We start from the raw sequence: 16,836 nt of genomic DNA on the forward strand, positions 1-16,836 counted from the left end.
ACTAGTTCGCCTCAGCCAATCCAGTTGCAGGCCCTATCACTAGGCAACCCAAGGGCGGCACAGTGATCAGCGCGCTCTGCTCCATGCCCTCCCACGGCAGCGACTCAGCAACGACAGTGCCCGCATTACCTTGGTTACTGCCACCATAAATCTGGCTATCGCTATTCAGGTATTCGCGGTAATCCCCCGCCAAGGGCAAACCAATACGGAACCCAGTGTGCAATTGGGGCGTCATGTTGATGACAAACACTAACGGCGCATCACCCGCTAACCCGTAACGCACAAAGGTAAAGATGCTATCGCGGCTATTTTCACAATCTAGCCAACTGAATCCTCCCCCCTCGTAATCCTGAACTGATAAAGCAGGCATAGCTTGATATAAGTGATTGAGATCTTTAAGCCAACGTTGCACACCTTGGTGCGGTTCATAGGCCAATAAGTGCCAATCTAAACTCTGGTTATGGTTCCACTCATTTCGCTGACCAAACTCGCAGCCCATAAAGAGTAATTTCTTACCGGGATGCCCCCACATAAAACCATAATAGGCACGCAGAGTTGCAAATTTCTGCCAATCATCTCCGGGTATTTTATGCAGCAACGAGCCCTTGCCGTGGACCACTTCATCGTGACTCACGGACAACATAAATTGCTCGGTATAGGCGTACATCAAACTGAAGGTCAATTGATGATGGTGGAATTGGCGGTAAAGCGGATCTCGGCCTAAGTAGCTTAAGCTGTCATTCATCCAGCCCATGTTCCATTTAAAGCCAAAGCCGAGACCTTGCTGATCCGTTGGTTTAGTCACTCCCGCAAAGGCGGTGGACTCTTCGGCGATCATGCAAATGCCGGGGAAAGCTTGGTATAGGCGTTGATTCAAAATTTGTAAGAAACTGATGGCTTCGAGATTCTCCCGTCCACCATAGGCATTAGGCAGCCATTGGCCCGGCTCGCGGCTGTAATCGAGATACAACATAGAAGACACGGCATCGAGACGCAGGCCATCAAAGTGGAACTCCCGCAGCCAGTAACAGGCATTACTCAACAAGAAACTGCGCACTTCACCGCGATCATAGTTATAAATCAAGGTATCCCAATCGGGATGTGTGCCCTTGCGAGGATCCTCATGCTCATACAAACAAGTGCCATCGAAACGCACTAAGCCGTGGGGATCCTTAGGAAAATGCGCCGACACCCAATCGAGGATGATACCAATTCCCGCCTGATGACAGGCATCCACAAAGGCTTTTAACCCATTGGCATCGCCAAATCTGTGGGTCGGTGCATAGAGACCCACGGGCTGATATCCCCACGAACCATCAAAGGGAAACTCGCTGATCGGCATCAGTTCAATGTGGGTAAAGCCTTGCTCCTTCACATAGGGAATAAGCTGTTCAATCAAGTCGTTATAATCAAGATATTGCTCGCCTTGCTCTCCCTTACGACGCCACGAACCTAAGTGCACTTCGTAGGCCGACATGGGCGCTTTATGCCAAGCTGTCGCCGCTCGCTTACTCATCCAAGCGGTATCATTCCAACTGTGATGGGCTTTTGGGGGCACGATAGAAGCATTATGGGGCGCGCATTCCATTTGAGTCGCCATGGGGTCAGACTTGGTATGACGCTCACCATTTTGATAAACCAAATCAAACTTATAGTGGGCGCCTTCAACCACATTAGGCAGAAATAGCTCCCACAAACCATTGGCAAGATGTTGGCGCATTACATGGCGAGTATCGTCCCAATGGTTGAAATCCCCCACCACAGAGACCCGTTTGGCATTGGGTGCCCACACACAAAAATGCACACCTTCAACGCCTTGGGTCTGACGCCAGTTGGCGCCTAAAAACTCATAGGCGCGCTCGGAGCTGCCTTCACCAAACAGGTAAATATCGTCACTATTGAGCAGTGAATCAAACTGATAAGGGTCGACTATATCTAACTGACACAGGGGATATTCTACCCGTAGCAAATAGAGAAACGGTTTGACGCGTCGCCCCAGCGTACCGGCGAACAATCCCTGCTCGTTGACTTTGTCCAGACTCGCTACTTTGCGGCCATCTTTAATGCTGATCACATCCACACTGAGGGCATTGCGTAAAAAACAACGAACAATTAATGCCTTACCCTCGTTGGCACTGTGCATACCCAAGAGCGAAAAAACATCAGTGTATTGACCATTAAGTAGGGCGACGTCGGCGCCATCGTAAAAATAGGCATTGGCTTGAGTCATCATTTTTCTTCCGTTTATCAGTCAATTAAACTTGCAAATTGGCACTCTTTATCCGCATAACACCTCCTAATTATCGAACCTTTAGGGATGGCATAATGTGGCACTGGATCAGCAGCATTAACTCGGTAGCTGTCTCGCCGCAGCGATATTTTGTAATCGCTGCAATATCTCTGGCGAAGCCGACACTTGCGTTAAACTCAAAGGTAAGCGCCGCTGCCAGTTAGGATATTCGAGCCAAGTGCCGGGAATGTTCACCGCATGGCGATCGGCTAATAAATCACACAGTTGCACGCTGTACAGCGCACTATTTCCGCGAGCCCCTAGGGTCATCCAAGCCGTGAGCAAGGTTTGAATATCGAGTTCGGCTATCGTCACCTCGGCTAACAGATCTTGAGCGACTAACAATGAAATCAGTTGCTGCTTTTCATGTTCACGCCCAGCCAGTGCCTCGCCCAATTGGTCGTCAGTTTCAAACAGGGATAACTGTCGACGCAGGTGCAAATCGCTGCCACACCACCAAGCGACTAAAGTCGGCACATCGTGGTTCGCCAGCATCATCAGGCTCTGGGACTTGTATTGATCCGGTGATTTAAAGCCTTGATGGTCTTTGCAGAAATAGAACAATTCGTTGGAGTAAATGCCAGAAGTGTAGAGACGATGAATAATGTCCGGTGGCACTAGCCCTAAGTCTTCACCAATCACCACACAGCGGGCGCGTTGACTCTCAAGGCAAACGATAGCGAGCATGGTTTCAACGGGATAATACACATAGGCACCGTGGCCGAGTTGTTTATCCAGTGGCCACCACCAGAGGCGCAGTAAGCCCATCACGTGATCGATACGCAAGGCGCCACAGCTTTCCATATTGGCGCGGATCAAGGCGATAAAATGACTGAAATTATGTTGTTTTAACTTCACCGGATCGAGGGGCGTTAAGCCCCAATTTTGCCCTTGGGGCGCAAAGGGATCGGGCGGTGCGCCGATACTGGCATGCAAACAAAACTGCTCGGCATTGGCCTGTACTTCACTGCCCTGCAGCGCTGCGCCAACGGCCAAATCACGGATTAATCCCAACCCCATGCCCACTTCTTTCGCTTTTAGCTGGCAAAGGTGTAACTGGTTTTCGGCCACAAATTGCAGGTAAAGATAGAAACCTTCCTCTTGTACAAACGCTTTTGGGCTACGTAAGTATTCCGCTTGAGCAAACTCTTGCAGCGCAGTGCCCTGCTCACGCACAAACTCATGGAATCTTTGCGCTCTGGGCGTGTCGTTTGCTAAATGGGTTTCACAAAAAACGCGATATAACTGCTCAAAGGCACGGTATTTGAGCTCACTCACCTTAGGATAATCGAGCCAATTGTCACGATTCAGTAAGGCGATGGCCTCTATCCAAGTAGCGCTTGAAAATTCAGTGGTAAGTGCTTGGTATTCAGGAACGCTTTGTAATTGAATATAAAGAGGATTGAGTCTGCGGCGATCGCACGGACTATAGGGACTCGGATGCTCTGGCGCCGCAATGTCGAGGGCATGCAAGGGATTGAGTTGAATGAAATCCGCGCCCTGCGCCGCCACCAGCGCAATCAGTTGTTCTAAATCGCCAAAGTCACCAATGCCCCATTGGCTCTCGCTGCGTAAACTGTAGAGTTGAACGCTGATCCCCCAAGGTTTATGGCGCTTACCTTGGGCGACAGCCGTGAGTACGCCTTGATAAGCGGCCCGAGGTGCCACCATTAAGGTGCCAGAAAACAAGGTGCTGGTATCAGCCTCAGCCGTCACACTGCTCTGTAGCGCTGAGCTTGGCGCTGGTGCACTGGTCTCTAGAGCATGTTTTAAGCTTAAAGCTATACGATGAAAGCCCAAACCTAACACAGAGAAATCACTCGCATTTTTGTCAGCTGCATGCGCAAATGAGTCTTGGTTTTTGATTAAGGCTGGGTTGTTAGTGAACTCTTGGCTGCTCAGGAAATAAGACGCTAAATTCACCGCCTCGGTCTCAGCGGGCATTGAATGTTCAGGGGAAGCTTGGGTCTTGGCCTCAGCTAAATCGAGGCGTGCTAATCCCAGTTGCGTAAGCTCGAGGCGATAATGGAGATAAAGGGTTTGTTCAATACGGTAATCGCCAATCGACTTAAGCGCCGAGAACGGCACATCAAATACTATAGACTCACCCTGTTCGCATTCAATCGCCACACTCAGATCTGAAGTATAGGTTTCAGGTAAACAAAGGCTTATCCAAGGTTCATCCACGAAACACCAATGGAATTCGGGTAACACCTGAGTCCAAGGACGGGCATCCAGCAAGTCAATTTGTGAGGCGATCAGCGCTTCGGTCAATACCGCATCGACGTTAGTCAGCCCAGCATCACTCGATAACGCCTCTGTAGCAGAAGCATCAATGGCAGTCCCTGCCACAGTGTTTTTTTCCTGTAACATACAGGTCAAGATACCTTGCCTGTCTACCTCGGAAATATGGATCTCTTGGCCAAAACAATCAGTAAATTCTGCTCCAACCCCCCGCAAATACAGCAACTTTTCCAGCCCCATATTTTGTCGCCCCCGCGACCGCTCATCCATAGCTTTAGATATACAGTAACCATGCCAACCAAAAGTAACAAGAAGATGACATAAATATTTCAGAGAAATAACAAAAAACTTTTTCAAAAAATCAGTAACTTACTAGAAGCACTCAGTTAAGTTCGCGCGCAGTGACAATCGAAATAATAAACATGGAACGCACCAACTTGGGGCATGCGTTCAGCAAGAGGGCAAACATGCTTCTCAAGGTATTGATGAAAGGCAGTCACGAGAGGCAGTTACAAAAGACAAGCACTGTTCAGGGAACTAAGGCATAGAAATAACATGACAGGCGTAAGACATTTATATGTCATAGCATTCGAACTAAAACCCAATGAATAAGACCCAAAACATATCGACTAGTGAGTTCGGTGCAACACTTTGTATCAATTGCACTTTATAACTTGAACAGCCTATCTCTCCTCTGTCAACATCTCATCTCGCTACAGCGTAGAAACATAATAACAACATTACATTCATGGAGCCTGATATGCCCTCGCTTATCCGCCAGAGGCTCGCTCGATGGAACGCTAAAGCAGAAACTCCCCAATGATGATTGAGAATAAGGATATGAAATGAAGAAGTTATCAGGATTACTGTTTGTCGGCTGCATAGCCTTAACCGGTTGTGAAGGAAGTACAGATGGTGATCTAACGCCGACGCCACCGACGCCCGATCCCACTCCGCCAGCCTTAGCTGCGGATGTGTGTTATTTAATGAAAACCACAAAAGGCGATATCACACTCGCCATTGACTTAACGAACATGCCCATCACAGGTAAAAACTTTAAGCAGTATGTTGATAAGTCTTTCTATAACGGCACCTTATTCCATAGAACCGTTAATAACTTTATGATCCAAGGCGGCGGTTTTACCACAGGGCTCAAAAGCAAACCAGGCGATGCGCCCATCAAGAATGAAGCCGCAGTCGGTATTAGCAACAAACGTGGCACTATCTCCATGGCTCGCACGGATGACCCTAATTCTGCAACATCACAGTTCTTTATCAATGTGTTAGATAATCCACATTTGGATGCGTCTGCGAGTAATTATGGCTATGCCGTGTTTGGCAAAGTGGTTGACGGCATGGATGTGGCGGATCAGATCAGCATAGTACCAACAAAAAGTAGCGGTGGTTTCGCCAACACGCCAGTACAAGAAATTCTGATTAACTCTGTGGCTCAAACCAGCTGTCCAGCTGCTTAAGCATGTAAAAGATGCACTGCCAAACGACATCGAGTTAAAAGCAAAAAAGCACTGAAGATTCAGTGCTTTTTCATTTTAAAAACGAATCGATATTAACGTCTAATCATTTAAACCATGATCTAAACGATTACTCGTCGCCTTGGATCTTCCCGACCAAGAGCATAGGCGCCGCATCAATTTTATCGGCGTCCATCATAGTCGCGATACGCTCAACGGCAGAGAGCAATTGACTCTGCTCCCATTCTTCAAGATTCTGATAACGCTTAATAAAATGATCCTGTAACGGTTTAGGTGAGTCCTGTAACAGTGCTCGGCCCGCATCGCTAAGGTATAAATGCACCTTACGTTTATCAGTCTCACTGCGCAGACGGATCACTAAACCACGGCCCTCGAGTCGATCGATAATGGTCGTCACTGTCGCAGGGCTCAGCGTGATCTCTTCCGCCACAGTTTTCGCCAATGGCGCATCCAATTGGGCGATTTTCTGCATCACCATCAATTGCGGCCCAGTTAAACCTGAGTGTTTGTTTAGCTGGCGAGAATGAATGTCGATAGCGCGTATCACTCGACGCAGCGAAATGAGCAGTTGTTCGTACTTTTCCATAATGTCCCGTCCCAGTTGTCCAGTGCACCTTACCAGAAAGCGCGACTGAACTCACCAAGAGGAGGCACTTTTATGGTAAAAGTCCCTTAGATTACAACATGAATTGGCGCGATACCGACAACACTAGACGCTCATCACTGGTATCTAAGTTCATGCTTGTATCTTCAGCGGCAAGACTGAAATCAAAGCCACTCCAACTGGTCAGATAGGCGATACGGAAATGATTAAAAGATTTGCCACCATCCCATGACCATTTATCCTCATCAAGTGATGTCGAGCGATCGACACTAAAGCGAATATCATGTCCTTCAGCGACACTAACAGTATGGCCAAGCAACATAGTGTAATGCTCACCACCCAAACCAAAGTAATCCCATGTATAGGTCAACTTAGCCTCAGAGTGACCCAGTGAACTATCATATCCTAACTTGCTATACAGCTCAGGATAGTTGTACTCATCGGAAAACGACTCGCCGTGGTAAGTGTAATAAGCAAGTCCGACATCGAAACTCAGTTGCTCATTGAGCTGATAAAACTTACCCGCATAGGCATCGAGCTCCAACCAAGTGCTGTCGTTTCCCCCAAAGTCGACGTTCGACGTAAAACCACCCACATACCAGCCCGAATCAAAACCGTAATCCAGACTGCCTTGCAGTGCTGGGCCACTGTCAGTTTGGCTGACACCATTAAAAGTGTAATCCGACGTCGCCGTCACAGTGGCCGATAATCCGGCATTCGCCGCAGTCGACATCAATAACAATCCACCAGCGACAAGATAAAAACATTTTGATTTCATTATCAATTTTTCCATTAGTTGGCTAGCTCAATTTTAGTAAAGTCGATTTTGTTCTCTTTTGGCGAGCGCTCAATGGCACGAACAGTTTGCAATTGCGTCATCATGATGTAACCAAAACAGCTAAAGATCAGGCCCAGTGCGATTGCACCAACCCATTGAATTTGAAGAAAGTCTAATTGAAAGAGTAATGTCAGACTGCAGAGCAAGACTAAGTTAAAGCTGACATATTTAAGCTTGCCTAACCGCTCAATGGTCAAATTAAGATTATCTGTATACAGGCGCACCAGTGAGTCGAGTGAATTGATTACAAAGGTAATTCCCACAATCACCATCGCCAGATTATAGAAGCCCGAGGTATCTAAGCCATTGGCGCTGTAGTAATAAAGTACAGTGAACCAAATCGCGATGGGGATAGACGGAAACACCATCATGGCCAACAGCACTTGGTAGGTTTTCATGCCGCCGACAAAGCGTGAGGTAAATTGACCGATCATAATGCTCCACGCAAACCACCAGAATAGATAAAACTCATGGTAGTCGTTGATGGGTAACACAAAATGTTGAATATTGCCGAAGTAGTCACCCAGCATGGCAAAGGTCGTAAAGAACTCGCCCACACTCGAGTCAGCCGATAAAAATGCACTGGCCCACATCATGGCAATCAAGCCTAAAAATAACCAAGTGCTGGCTAAGCTCAAAATACGCACATAACGTATGCTAGTGCTGGAATACACCGCCGCGGCGATCACCATAAATACGATTAAATAAAAGCTACCGACTATGGTTTCGCCATCACCTAATTCGGGTAAGTACCAGGGCAAATTGCTGAGTAATAAATAGGCGGTAAAGGCACAGGTACCAATAATCACGATATTATTGATGAACTTGACCAAAGGAATGTCGAAGAACTTCACCCTAGGTTCAATCACACAAAAATAGAAACAGGTTAGAAAGTAGAAACCCCAAATCAAGAAGGCCCAAAAGCCAAACTCAATCGCCAGCGGATTGGTAAAGCCGTACTCGGGACTTGCCGCCACATTGGCATAACCGGCAAACTCGGTCAGCGGAAACATGATCAAGCCGACATCAAGCCCAGAGGTGAACAGAATAGCGATAAAGGTAAACGTACGCACAGGCGTCACACCGATACAGCGAATGTTACCCCAGCGATAAATCACAAACGCAATCGCGGCAAAAGCGAACAGTATCCCTGCGGATAATAACCAGGTCATAGGATGCACTCCGTCCCAGTCGATACCGGATATAAGTAGGCATGAGGATATGAATCCATAAATTTAACTCCATGTTTTTATTTAATAATAAAAAACTGAATCATTTTTAAAGGCAGCGCTCTGCCCTCAAGCCTTAAATATCGCTACTTAAAAAGCGCTCTGCGATAGTTAAACCCTGATAGATGTTCAGTCGTGAAAGTGATCAGTTGCACACTCACTGCGGGCTGACCGACCCTTTAGATAAAATGAATCATGACCCTTATTTTCAGTAATCAATTAATGAGTTTTGAGTCATCAATTAATGAGTCACTTCAAAATTGAAGCCGCCAGTCCATCGATAAGACGGACCGAGCAGGCATGTTGTGCACTTATGGCGTTAACTTGCGCCGTTAACTTGTCGCAGTGCTTCTTTGTGTGGTTTGCCAAGCGTCGGCAACCACAACGGCGGAATCCGCCGGCGCTAACATCTCAGCCTCTAAAATCATATCCGCGGCGCGCTCAGCCAACATGATGGTCGGAGCGTTCAAATTGCCGTTTGGGATAGTCGGGAAAATAGAAGAATCCACTACCCGTAAATTCTGCAAGCCGTGCACGCGGGTTTCAGGATCCACCACCGCCATCGCATCTGTGCCCATCTTGCATGAACAAGAAGGATGATAAGCACTCTCAACCGATTGACGCACAAAGGCATCGATTTGCTCATCGGTTTGCACTTGTGTGCCGGGTTGAATTTCCTCGCCGCGATACTCATCGAATGGCGCTTGATTGATGATCTCACGGGTCAAACGCACACAGGCTCTAAAGCCTTCAATATCATCGGGATGCTGTAAATAATTGAACTGGATCTTAGGTGGCGCTTTAGGATCTGCCGACACTAAGGTCACGGCACCACGGCTTTTAGGCTTGTTATGGCCTACATGTACCTGAAAACCATGACCCGCAAAGGCTTCTCTACCATCGTAACGCATGGCCGCAGGTAAAAAGTGGTACTGCAAATCTGGCCACTCGAGACCCGCTTTTGAGCGAATAAAACCACAGGATTCAAAGTGATTCGTGGCCCCTAGGCCAGACTTATCTAAGATCCACCGCGCACCGATTAAGAACTTGCTGAAAGGATCTAACTTGCCATTGAGTGAAATCGGTTTAAGGCATTTGAATTGGAAATAAAACTCTAAATGATCCTGTAAATTCTGACCAACACCGGGCAGCTCATGTTGTAACTCGACCCCTGCATCGGCCAATACTTGGGGATCGCCAATGCCTGATAATTGCAGCAAATGCGGCGAACCTATTGAACCAGCAGCTAAAACCACTTCTTTATTACAACGAATATCTTCAACTTTGCCTTTGTGCTCAATGCGAACGCCAACGGCCGCTTGCCCTTCCAATAACACTTTATGCACTAAAGTGTGGGTCAACACGGTAAGGTTACGTCTGGCCATCGCCGGGCGTAAATAGGCATTAGCGGTAGACCAACGCACGCCTTTTTTGACCGTCATGTGCATAGGGCCAAAACCTTCTTGCTGCGCTGCATTATAATCGGCGGTCGATAAATACCCCGCCGCGATGCCCGCATCCACAAAGGCTTGGTATAAGGGATTTTGCATCTGGTTGCCGTTATTCACGCCTAACGGCCCAGACTCGCCGCGATACTCATCGCCACCAAAGGCCCAGGTTTCTGCCTTTTTAAAATACGGCAAGCAATGGCTGTAATCCCAGTTGGTCGCCCCTTGCGCCTGCCACTCATCAAAGTCCCTGGCATGACCACGGACATACACCATGCCGTTGATCGACGATGAACCGCCAAGCACTTTGCCCCGAGGACAATGCATCTTGCGATTATCTAAATGCGGCTCAGGCTGCGTCTCAAACTGCCAAGCATATTTAGGGCTGTTCATCGGAATCGATAACGCCGTCGGCATCTGAATAAAGATGCTCTTATCGCTGCCACCTGTCTCGATTAACAGCACTTCGTTTTTAGGATCCTTTGACAGACGATTAGCGAGCACGCAACCCGCTGAGCCTGCGCCAACTATGATGTAATTATAATATTTTTGCTCTAATGACTGAGTCAAAATGCCTCCTTAAAATGGGCTTTCTAAGGGCTGCAGACCCACGTAAACGGCTTTAACTTGGGTGTAATGCTTGAGTGTCTCGCTGCCGTTTTCACGGCCAATACCCGACAACTTATATCCACCCACGGGCATTTCAGCTGGCGATGCGCCATAGGCATTAATCCAGCAAATCCCCGCTTGTAACTGATGAATAACCCGATGGGCACGGCTGATATCTTGGGTGAACACCCCAGCAGCTAAGCCCATGCCGGTATTGTTTGCCCGAGCAATCACTTCGGCTTCATCTTTAAAGGTGAGTACCGACATCACAGGGCCAAAGATTTCCTCTTGGCAGATACGCATCTCGTCGGTGCAATCGGTAAAAATGGTTGGGGCGACAAAGTAACCATTGGGTGCATTATCTGGCGTTAACGCTGTGCCACCAGTGAGCAAAGTTGCGCCGTCATCGATACCTTGCTGAATATAATCGAGCACTTTTTGCTGGTGGTCTTTGGAGATCAAGGCGCCAAAGTTAGTCTCTGGCGCCATAGGATCGCCCACCACAATATTGGCTTGAGTACGGGCAAGCAGTTTTTCGATAAAGCGTGAATAAACCGATTCATGAACAAACACTCGCGTCCCATTGGTGCAGACTTCACCTTGGGTGTAGAAGTTACCGAGCATGGCACCTGAAACCGCATTGTCGATATTGGCATCGTCAAACACGATAAGCGGTGATTTACCGCCGAGTTCCATAGTGACGTCTTTTAATGAACTTGCCGCCGCGGCCATGACTTTCTTGCCAGTACCGACTTCACCAGTGAAAGACACTTTGGCAATATCCGGATGTCCCGTTAACCAAGCGCCAACCTTGCCATCGCCCATTACGACGTTAAATACGCCATCGGGCAAACCCGCCTCACTTAAGAGTTGCGCTAATTTCAGTGCGCCAAGCGGCGTTTCTTCCGAAGGTTTAAAAATCATCACATTGCCGCTGGCTAATGCAGGAGCGGCCTTCCAACAGGCGATTTGTAATGGGTAATTCCAGGCGCCAATGCCAGCACAAATGCCTAAAGGCTCACGGCGGGTGTAATAAAAATCCCCACCGACTTGCTGCTGCGCGCCTTCAAGCCCTGGGGCAATATGGGCGAAAAACTCGATGGCATCTGCGCCTGTGACCACATCAACCACTGAGGCTTCTTGCCAAGGTTTACCTGTGTCGCACACTTCGATTGCCGCGAGTTCATCATTACGAGCGCGCAATAATGCGACCGCGTTTAACAGAATACGACTGCGTTCAGTGGCACTCATGGCAGACCAAATCGCAAAGCCTTTTTTGGCACTCTCGATGGCCGCTTGCTGAATTTTGTCATCGGCCACTTGCACTCGATACGCCAATTGCCCAGTGGCAGGATTGACGACGTCGAAGGTTTCGCCGCTATCGTTAGCGAGCAACTGACCCGCAATAAAGTTGTACTGTACTTCTACTGACATGTATTGACTCCATGCTGCTTTATCACATTGTGAATAAAGGTTTTGCATAATTTTTCGGCCTGAACAAAATCCTGTTCAGGGGTTTCACTTAAGGCACTGCGTAACCAAAATCCATCGATCATCGCCGCCGTTTGCTCAGCAGCCATCAGGGCAAACTCTTTGGGCAACACGTGCCGAAAGGAAAAATGTAAGTTGCTGTATAAGCGGCGACTATTAATATTCTGCAAACGGGCTAACTGGGGATCGTGGACGGCCTGTGCCCAAAAACTCAGCCAAGTGTGAGTGACATTTCGTGAGCGCTGTAACTCGGTAAAATTCGCTTCAACTATCATCATTAAGCGCTCTGTTGGCGCCAACACTTGTCCTTGGATTCGATTGAGCAACGCCTGCTTTAACTGCTCGAGCAAGTGGCGTAGCGTCGCTTGGATCAAGCCCTGCTTACCACTGAAATAATGACTGATGATCCCCGACGACATCCCCGCCAACTGACTAATGCTGTTGATGGTCGTGTGCTGCAATCCATGCAAGGCAACCGATGCTAATGTCGCATCGATAAGCTGCTGTCTGCGTATCAATTTCATTGCGGCTTTAGGCATAAATACTCAAGGAATAACCACTCTCTCAATACTCTGAACGACGTTAATTGAACGTTCAATTAACAATCATGATAATGATTAGTGATGTAACTATCAACCTAAAATAGCACAGTGACAAAGCTCACAAGTTAGTTATGCAAAAAAGAATTAATGTGTAAAAACAAGATAAATGTATAGATTTCTTTGACTTGCGGCCCTACAACAACCACAGCAGTACGCAAAAATTAATATTAGACATCAAACTAATTAACTGGAGTTAATGCTACAGATGAGAGTATTAATGAGGTTTAACCTCTGTTAGATTTAACAATTGAGCCGTCAAATGTTAGCTAAAAAGTGGGATGAAAAGTGAGATAACAAGACCAGTAAAAAACACACAAAAATGATGCGCCATCACGGCGCTCCCCCCCAGAAAAACCATACCGTACGCCGACACTGATACCCGTCATAAAAGTCCGAAGTTTAGTTACCGGGTTCCAACTTTAGTGGGAAATTGGCCCCAGATAAGCGCTGAACTCGATCAAGCTCACACTTTCACTACCTCCAAATTGGTAGCTTGAACACCAGAAACGAAAACAAATTTATCTTTGCAAATTAATAGGTGGATTTTATGGCTGCTAAATTTTTTATTCCTTCTGTCAACGTATTAGGCCAAGGCGCTGTGGATGACGCTATCGGTGACATCAAAACCTTAGGCTTTAAGCACGCACTCATAGTGACAGACAAACCCTTAGTCAAAATTGGCTTAGTCGGTGAAGTGGCCGAAAAACTTGGTCAAAATGGCATTACCTCCACCATCTATGATGGCGTACAACCTAACCCAACCGTGACGAACGTCGAAGCCGGTTTAGCCCTGTTAAAAGCCAACAAGTGTGACTTTGTGATTTCACTCGGTGGCGGCTCACCCCATGATTGCGCCAAAGGTATCGCCCTTGTTGCCACCAATGGCGGCAGCATTAAGGATTACGAAGGGTTAGATCAATCCGCAAAACCACAATTGCCGTTAGTGGCTATTAATACGACGGCAGGTACTGCCAGTGAAATGACGCGCTTCTGTATCATTACCGACGAAGCCCGCCACATTAAAATGGCGATTGTCGATAAGCACACTACGCCTTTGCTGTCGGTCAATGACCCTGAGCTCATGTTGAAAAAGCCTGCGAGCCTCACGGCCGCAACCGGTATGGATGCACTCACTCACGCGGTTGAAGCCTATGTGTCTATTGCAGCCAATCCGATCACCGACGCCTGTGCGATCAAGGCCATAGAATTGATTCAGGCTAACTTAGTCAACGCGGTTGAAAACGGTCAAGATATCAACGCCCGTGAACAAATGGCCTACGCTCAGTTCTTAGCGGGTATGGCGTTTAACAATGCCAGCTTAGGTTATGTGCATGCGATGGCGCACCAATTAGGCGGTTTCTACGATCTGCCCCACGGTGTGTGTAACGCCCTGCTGCTGCCCCATGTACAGGAATACAATGCCCAGGTCGTCCCTGCTCGCTTAAAAGACATTGCTAAGGCTATGGGTGTGGATGTGTCCAACATGACCGATGAGCAAGGTGCCAGTGCGGCGATAGCGGCAATCAAAAAGCTGTCTGTTGCGGTTAAGATCCCAGAAAACCTGACCTTGTTAGGCGTAAAAGCGGAAGATATTCCAACACTTGCGGATAACGCGTTAAAAGATGCCTGTGGATTCACCAATCCAAAACAAGCGACCCATGCGGAGATCTGTCAGATCTTCACTAATGCGCTGTAGTTGCGCGCTGTAATCGCCATACTTTATCAATCGCAAGTTATCGCACAGCAATCGTGCGCTAACTTGCTGGATAACGACTGATTGTCCTGCTAGTGCGTAAACACGACTTCATCCTCCAATGAATGCGTTTTGGGCTCCAATAGTGCGCAGATTATCGCTGCACTATTGGGGCCTTTTTTATACCGGTATCGACAAGATGGTGAGGTAAGTTACTATCTTAAAAATTGAGCAACAAAAACCAACATAAAACTCAGTGTCTATGCACCTTTGCACTGACAAAACACTCACAAATCTGCATATTCAAGAAGAAAGGATCTGAACCTCAAATATTCATAGCAAAATGATATAAAAAACGTGATCTCTGTGGGTTACAGACTGTTACAGATCCGATAAGATGGCCCCAGTTCGCTTTTTCCCTGCAAAAGATGAAGCCAGCTGAGAGGCCCGTTCTAACGAATGGGCCTCTGTCCATTCTGCCTTCTGCGTTTCCTCTGCGACAACTTAAGCTGGTACTTAATCGTATTACACCCACTAAAGCTTAATTAACCTACTTACTCCGCGGTTCACTCTTTTTATCACTTACACTCAATAAGACTTACTGACGGCCAAGTTGTTGCTTTATTAATCAGTAATTCAGCAAAAGCGAAACTTCACCCAAAACTGAGATCTAGCACAAAGTTATTGGCATAAAACTCATGCTAAATAGAGACATGACAGATTAAGTAAATGGTTAATTTTCATGCAGTAACTATCCTTCTCCGTCAAAAAACATCAAGGCTAAATAGACTTAATTAATGATTGACCGAATTCAAAAACGATGCCTATGATGGCAACAATATCCTCGAACAGGTAGGTACGCTATGACTGCAATCACCCATGTATATAACTACACAGTTAGATGTCCACATTACAAAGATCCTGAACATCCCGTTACTTGGTTAAATCATATTGAAATGAACCAGTCCTGTGAAATCGCGTTAAATCGCATCACTAAGTGGCACGAGCTTTCTGGGGATAAGTCCTTCGAAACAAATAAGTTCGTGGTTCGTAAAGCCGAAAATGAAGATGCTTACTTCTCGATGCAGAGTGACAGACTCAAAAATGACGGCCATGCCCTAGTCACCTTTAAAATCTTTTTAGATGATTGCTGTGACGATGCTGCACCGGAAGAAATCATGCAGCACCTGATTGAAGACTATCAACAACGCTTAGCCAAACTCGAATAATCTTTGCAGTATTATTTAGCGACCTTAGACGCCAGTGCGCAAAACGCCACTGGCGTTTTTATTTGCTGAATTAATAAAATTTAAACTCCGACGTCATTTCGCACTATCCGTTTCACACCTCTTGCTCAAACTTGCCTAAAGACATTACGACAACAACTCGGCAGATAATGGTGCCATAGCGTGATTCAGCTCAAGATCTGTTATATTGTCCCGAATGTTATTTGGCACTGTAAAAATGGCAGAGCTCAGTAAATTGAGTTACGAACTTAAATTGAGGATTAGCATCACAATGAATAAAGCGACGCTCATTATTATTCCTTTATTACTCGCTACATCCGCCTGTGCGGATTTAAAGGACGCAGGCCGTGCTATCGGCACAACCACTAAAGATGTCACCACTGAGATAGGCCACGCGACTCGAGACACCACCAAAGCCATAGGTCATGCCTCGCGAGATGCCGTCAAGTCGGTAAAAGAAGATTTAACCAAAGACTAATTACAGTGACGCCTAGGCGTCACTGTCTGTTTTAAGTGTCTTATACATTTTAAATAACCTACTTTAAGCATCACGCATTTCAAGCTCCGCGCCCGCTAAGCCGCATTCGCCCGAATACCGTGGGGCACAGGCAATCCTTGGGCATTCACATGCACAAACACCATCTTATCTATGCTCACCACTGGCGCCTGCGTCATCTTATTGCGCACTTGGCAGCTTACGGTAATAGAACTGTGGCCGAGGCTCACCAGCTCCAGACCAAACTCAATTACATCACCTTGGTGCGCTGGCGTCATAAAGTTAATTTCAGAAATCAGCTTAGTCACATGGCTGGTGCTCTTCATCTGGCAGGCAGCAAAAATAGCGGCCTCCTCGTCTATCCAACTGAGCAACTGACCGCCAAACAGCGTATTTGCTGGATTTAAATGTTCAGGTTTAACTAAACGGCGACTGTAATATTTCATGGCGGTGACCTCAATGTGAATGCCAACAATCAGCTTTAATACGCTATAACTTCCCACTGTATTCAGAGCATTTTTCAGGCCACAATTGATAGCCATTAAATAACAA

13 protein-coding genes are annotated in these 16,836 nt (G+C 47.0%); 4 read left to right on the forward strand and 9 right to left on the reverse strand.

Annotated features, from left to right (window positions below; translation table 11 throughout):
* Window position 1: 1 nt before the first annotated feature.
* Together glgB and malQ are read right to left on the reverse strand one after the other, a co-directional pair.
* Window positions 2-2,233: a 1,4-alpha-glucan branching protein GlgB gene (glgB, locus tag Q4Q46_RS01015; protein ID WP_311905008.1), complete on the reverse strand. Its 2,232-nt coding sequence runs from the start codon at window positions 2,231-2,233 to the stop codon at window positions 2-4.
* 114 nt (window positions 2,234-2,347) lie between these two features.
* Window positions 2,348-4,774: a 4-alpha-glucanotransferase gene (gene malQ / locus Q4Q46_RS01020; RefSeq protein WP_311905009.1), complete on the reverse strand. Its 2,427-nt coding sequence runs from the start codon at window positions 4,772-4,774 to the stop codon at window positions 2,348-2,350.
* A gap of 605 nt (window positions 4,775-5,379) precedes the next feature.
* Between malQ and Q4Q46_RS01025 the strand changes: the two genes are divergently transcribed.
* Window positions 5,380-6,009, forward strand: a complete 630-nt coding sequence (locus Q4Q46_RS01025; protein ID WP_263255420.1) for a peptidylprolyl isomerase — start codon at window positions 5,380-5,382, stop codon at window positions 6,007-6,009.
* Window positions 6,010-6,136: 127 nt separating this feature from the next.
* Here the strand turns inward: Q4Q46_RS01025 and Q4Q46_RS01030 are convergent, their stop codons facing one another.
* The 6 genes from Q4Q46_RS01030 to betI all read right to left on the reverse strand — a co-directional run bounded on the left by Q4Q46_RS01030 (window position 6,137) and on the right by betI (window position 12,785).
* On the reverse strand, window positions 6,137-6,613 hold the full coding sequence (locus tag Q4Q46_RS01030; RefSeq protein WP_006080852.1) for a MarR family winged helix-turn-helix transcriptional regulator: 477 nt from the start codon (window positions 6,611-6,613) through the stop codon (window positions 6,137-6,139).
* A gap of 91 nt (window positions 6,614-6,704) precedes the next feature.
* Window positions 6,705-7,409, reverse strand: coding sequence for a TorF family putative porin (locus Q4Q46_RS01035; protein ID WP_173246025.1), 705 nt, complete (start codon window positions 7,407-7,409; stop codon window positions 6,705-6,707).
* 14 nt (window positions 7,410-7,423) lie between these two features.
* Window positions 7,424-8,641, reverse strand: coding sequence for a BCCT family transporter (locus tag Q4Q46_RS01040; protein WP_311905010.1), 1,218 nt, complete (start codon window positions 8,639-8,641; stop codon window positions 7,424-7,426).
* Between the two features lie 389 nt (window positions 8,642-9,030).
* On the reverse strand, window positions 9,031-10,716 hold the full coding sequence (gene betA / locus Q4Q46_RS01045; RefSeq protein ID WP_311905011.1) for a choline dehydrogenase: 1,686 nt from the start codon (window positions 10,714-10,716) through the stop codon (window positions 9,031-9,033).
* Window positions 10,717-10,725: 9 nt separating this feature from the next.
* A complete protein-coding gene (gene betB / locus Q4Q46_RS01050) occupies window positions 10,726-12,189 on the reverse strand; it encodes a betaine-aldehyde dehydrogenase (protein WP_311905012.1) in 1,464 nt (487 codons plus the stop codon).
* Entirely contained in the window at window positions 12,180-12,785 is a 606-nt protein-coding gene (gene betI, locus Q4Q46_RS01055) for a transcriptional regulator BetI (protein ID WP_063882696.1), read from the reverse strand. The genes betB and betI overlap by 10 nt, the downstream gene beginning before the upstream one ends.
* A gap of 610 nt (window positions 12,786-13,395) precedes the next feature.
* Here betI and yiaY point away from each other — a divergent pair.
* The 3 genes from yiaY to Q4Q46_RS01070 all read left to right on the forward strand — a co-directional run bounded on the left by yiaY (window position 13,396) and on the right by Q4Q46_RS01070 (window position 16,266).
* The gene (gene yiaY, locus Q4Q46_RS01060; RefSeq protein WP_063882698.1) at window positions 13,396-14,544 is read left to right on the forward strand and encodes an L-threonine dehydrogenase; all 1,149 of its coding nucleotides are present in this window, start codon (window positions 13,396-13,398) and stop codon (window positions 14,542-14,544) included.
* Between the two features lie 860 nt (window positions 14,545-15,404).
* A complete protein-coding gene (locus tag Q4Q46_RS01065; protein WP_006080845.1) occupies window positions 15,405-15,770 on the forward strand; it encodes a hypothetical protein in 366 nt (121 codons plus the stop codon).
* A gap of 289 nt (window positions 15,771-16,059) precedes the next feature.
* Complete coding sequence (locus Q4Q46_RS01070; RefSeq protein WP_006080844.1) at window positions 16,060-16,266, forward strand: hypothetical protein; 207 nt, start codon at window positions 16,060-16,062, stop codon at window positions 16,264-16,266.
* A 95-nt stretch (window positions 16,267-16,361) separates the two neighbouring features.
* Here the strand turns inward: Q4Q46_RS01070 and Q4Q46_RS01075 are convergent, their stop codons facing one another.
* Entirely contained in the window at window positions 16,362-16,730 is a 369-nt protein-coding gene (locus Q4Q46_RS01075; RefSeq protein ID WP_006080843.1) for an acyl-CoA thioesterase, read from the reverse strand.
* Between the last annotated feature and the right edge of the window lie 106 nt (window positions 16,731-16,836).

It is taken from the genome of Shewanella vaxholmensis (genome assembly GCF_031932135.1).
GTDB lineage: Bacteria > Pseudomonadota > Gammaproteobacteria > Enterobacterales > Shewanellaceae > Shewanella > Shewanella hafniensis.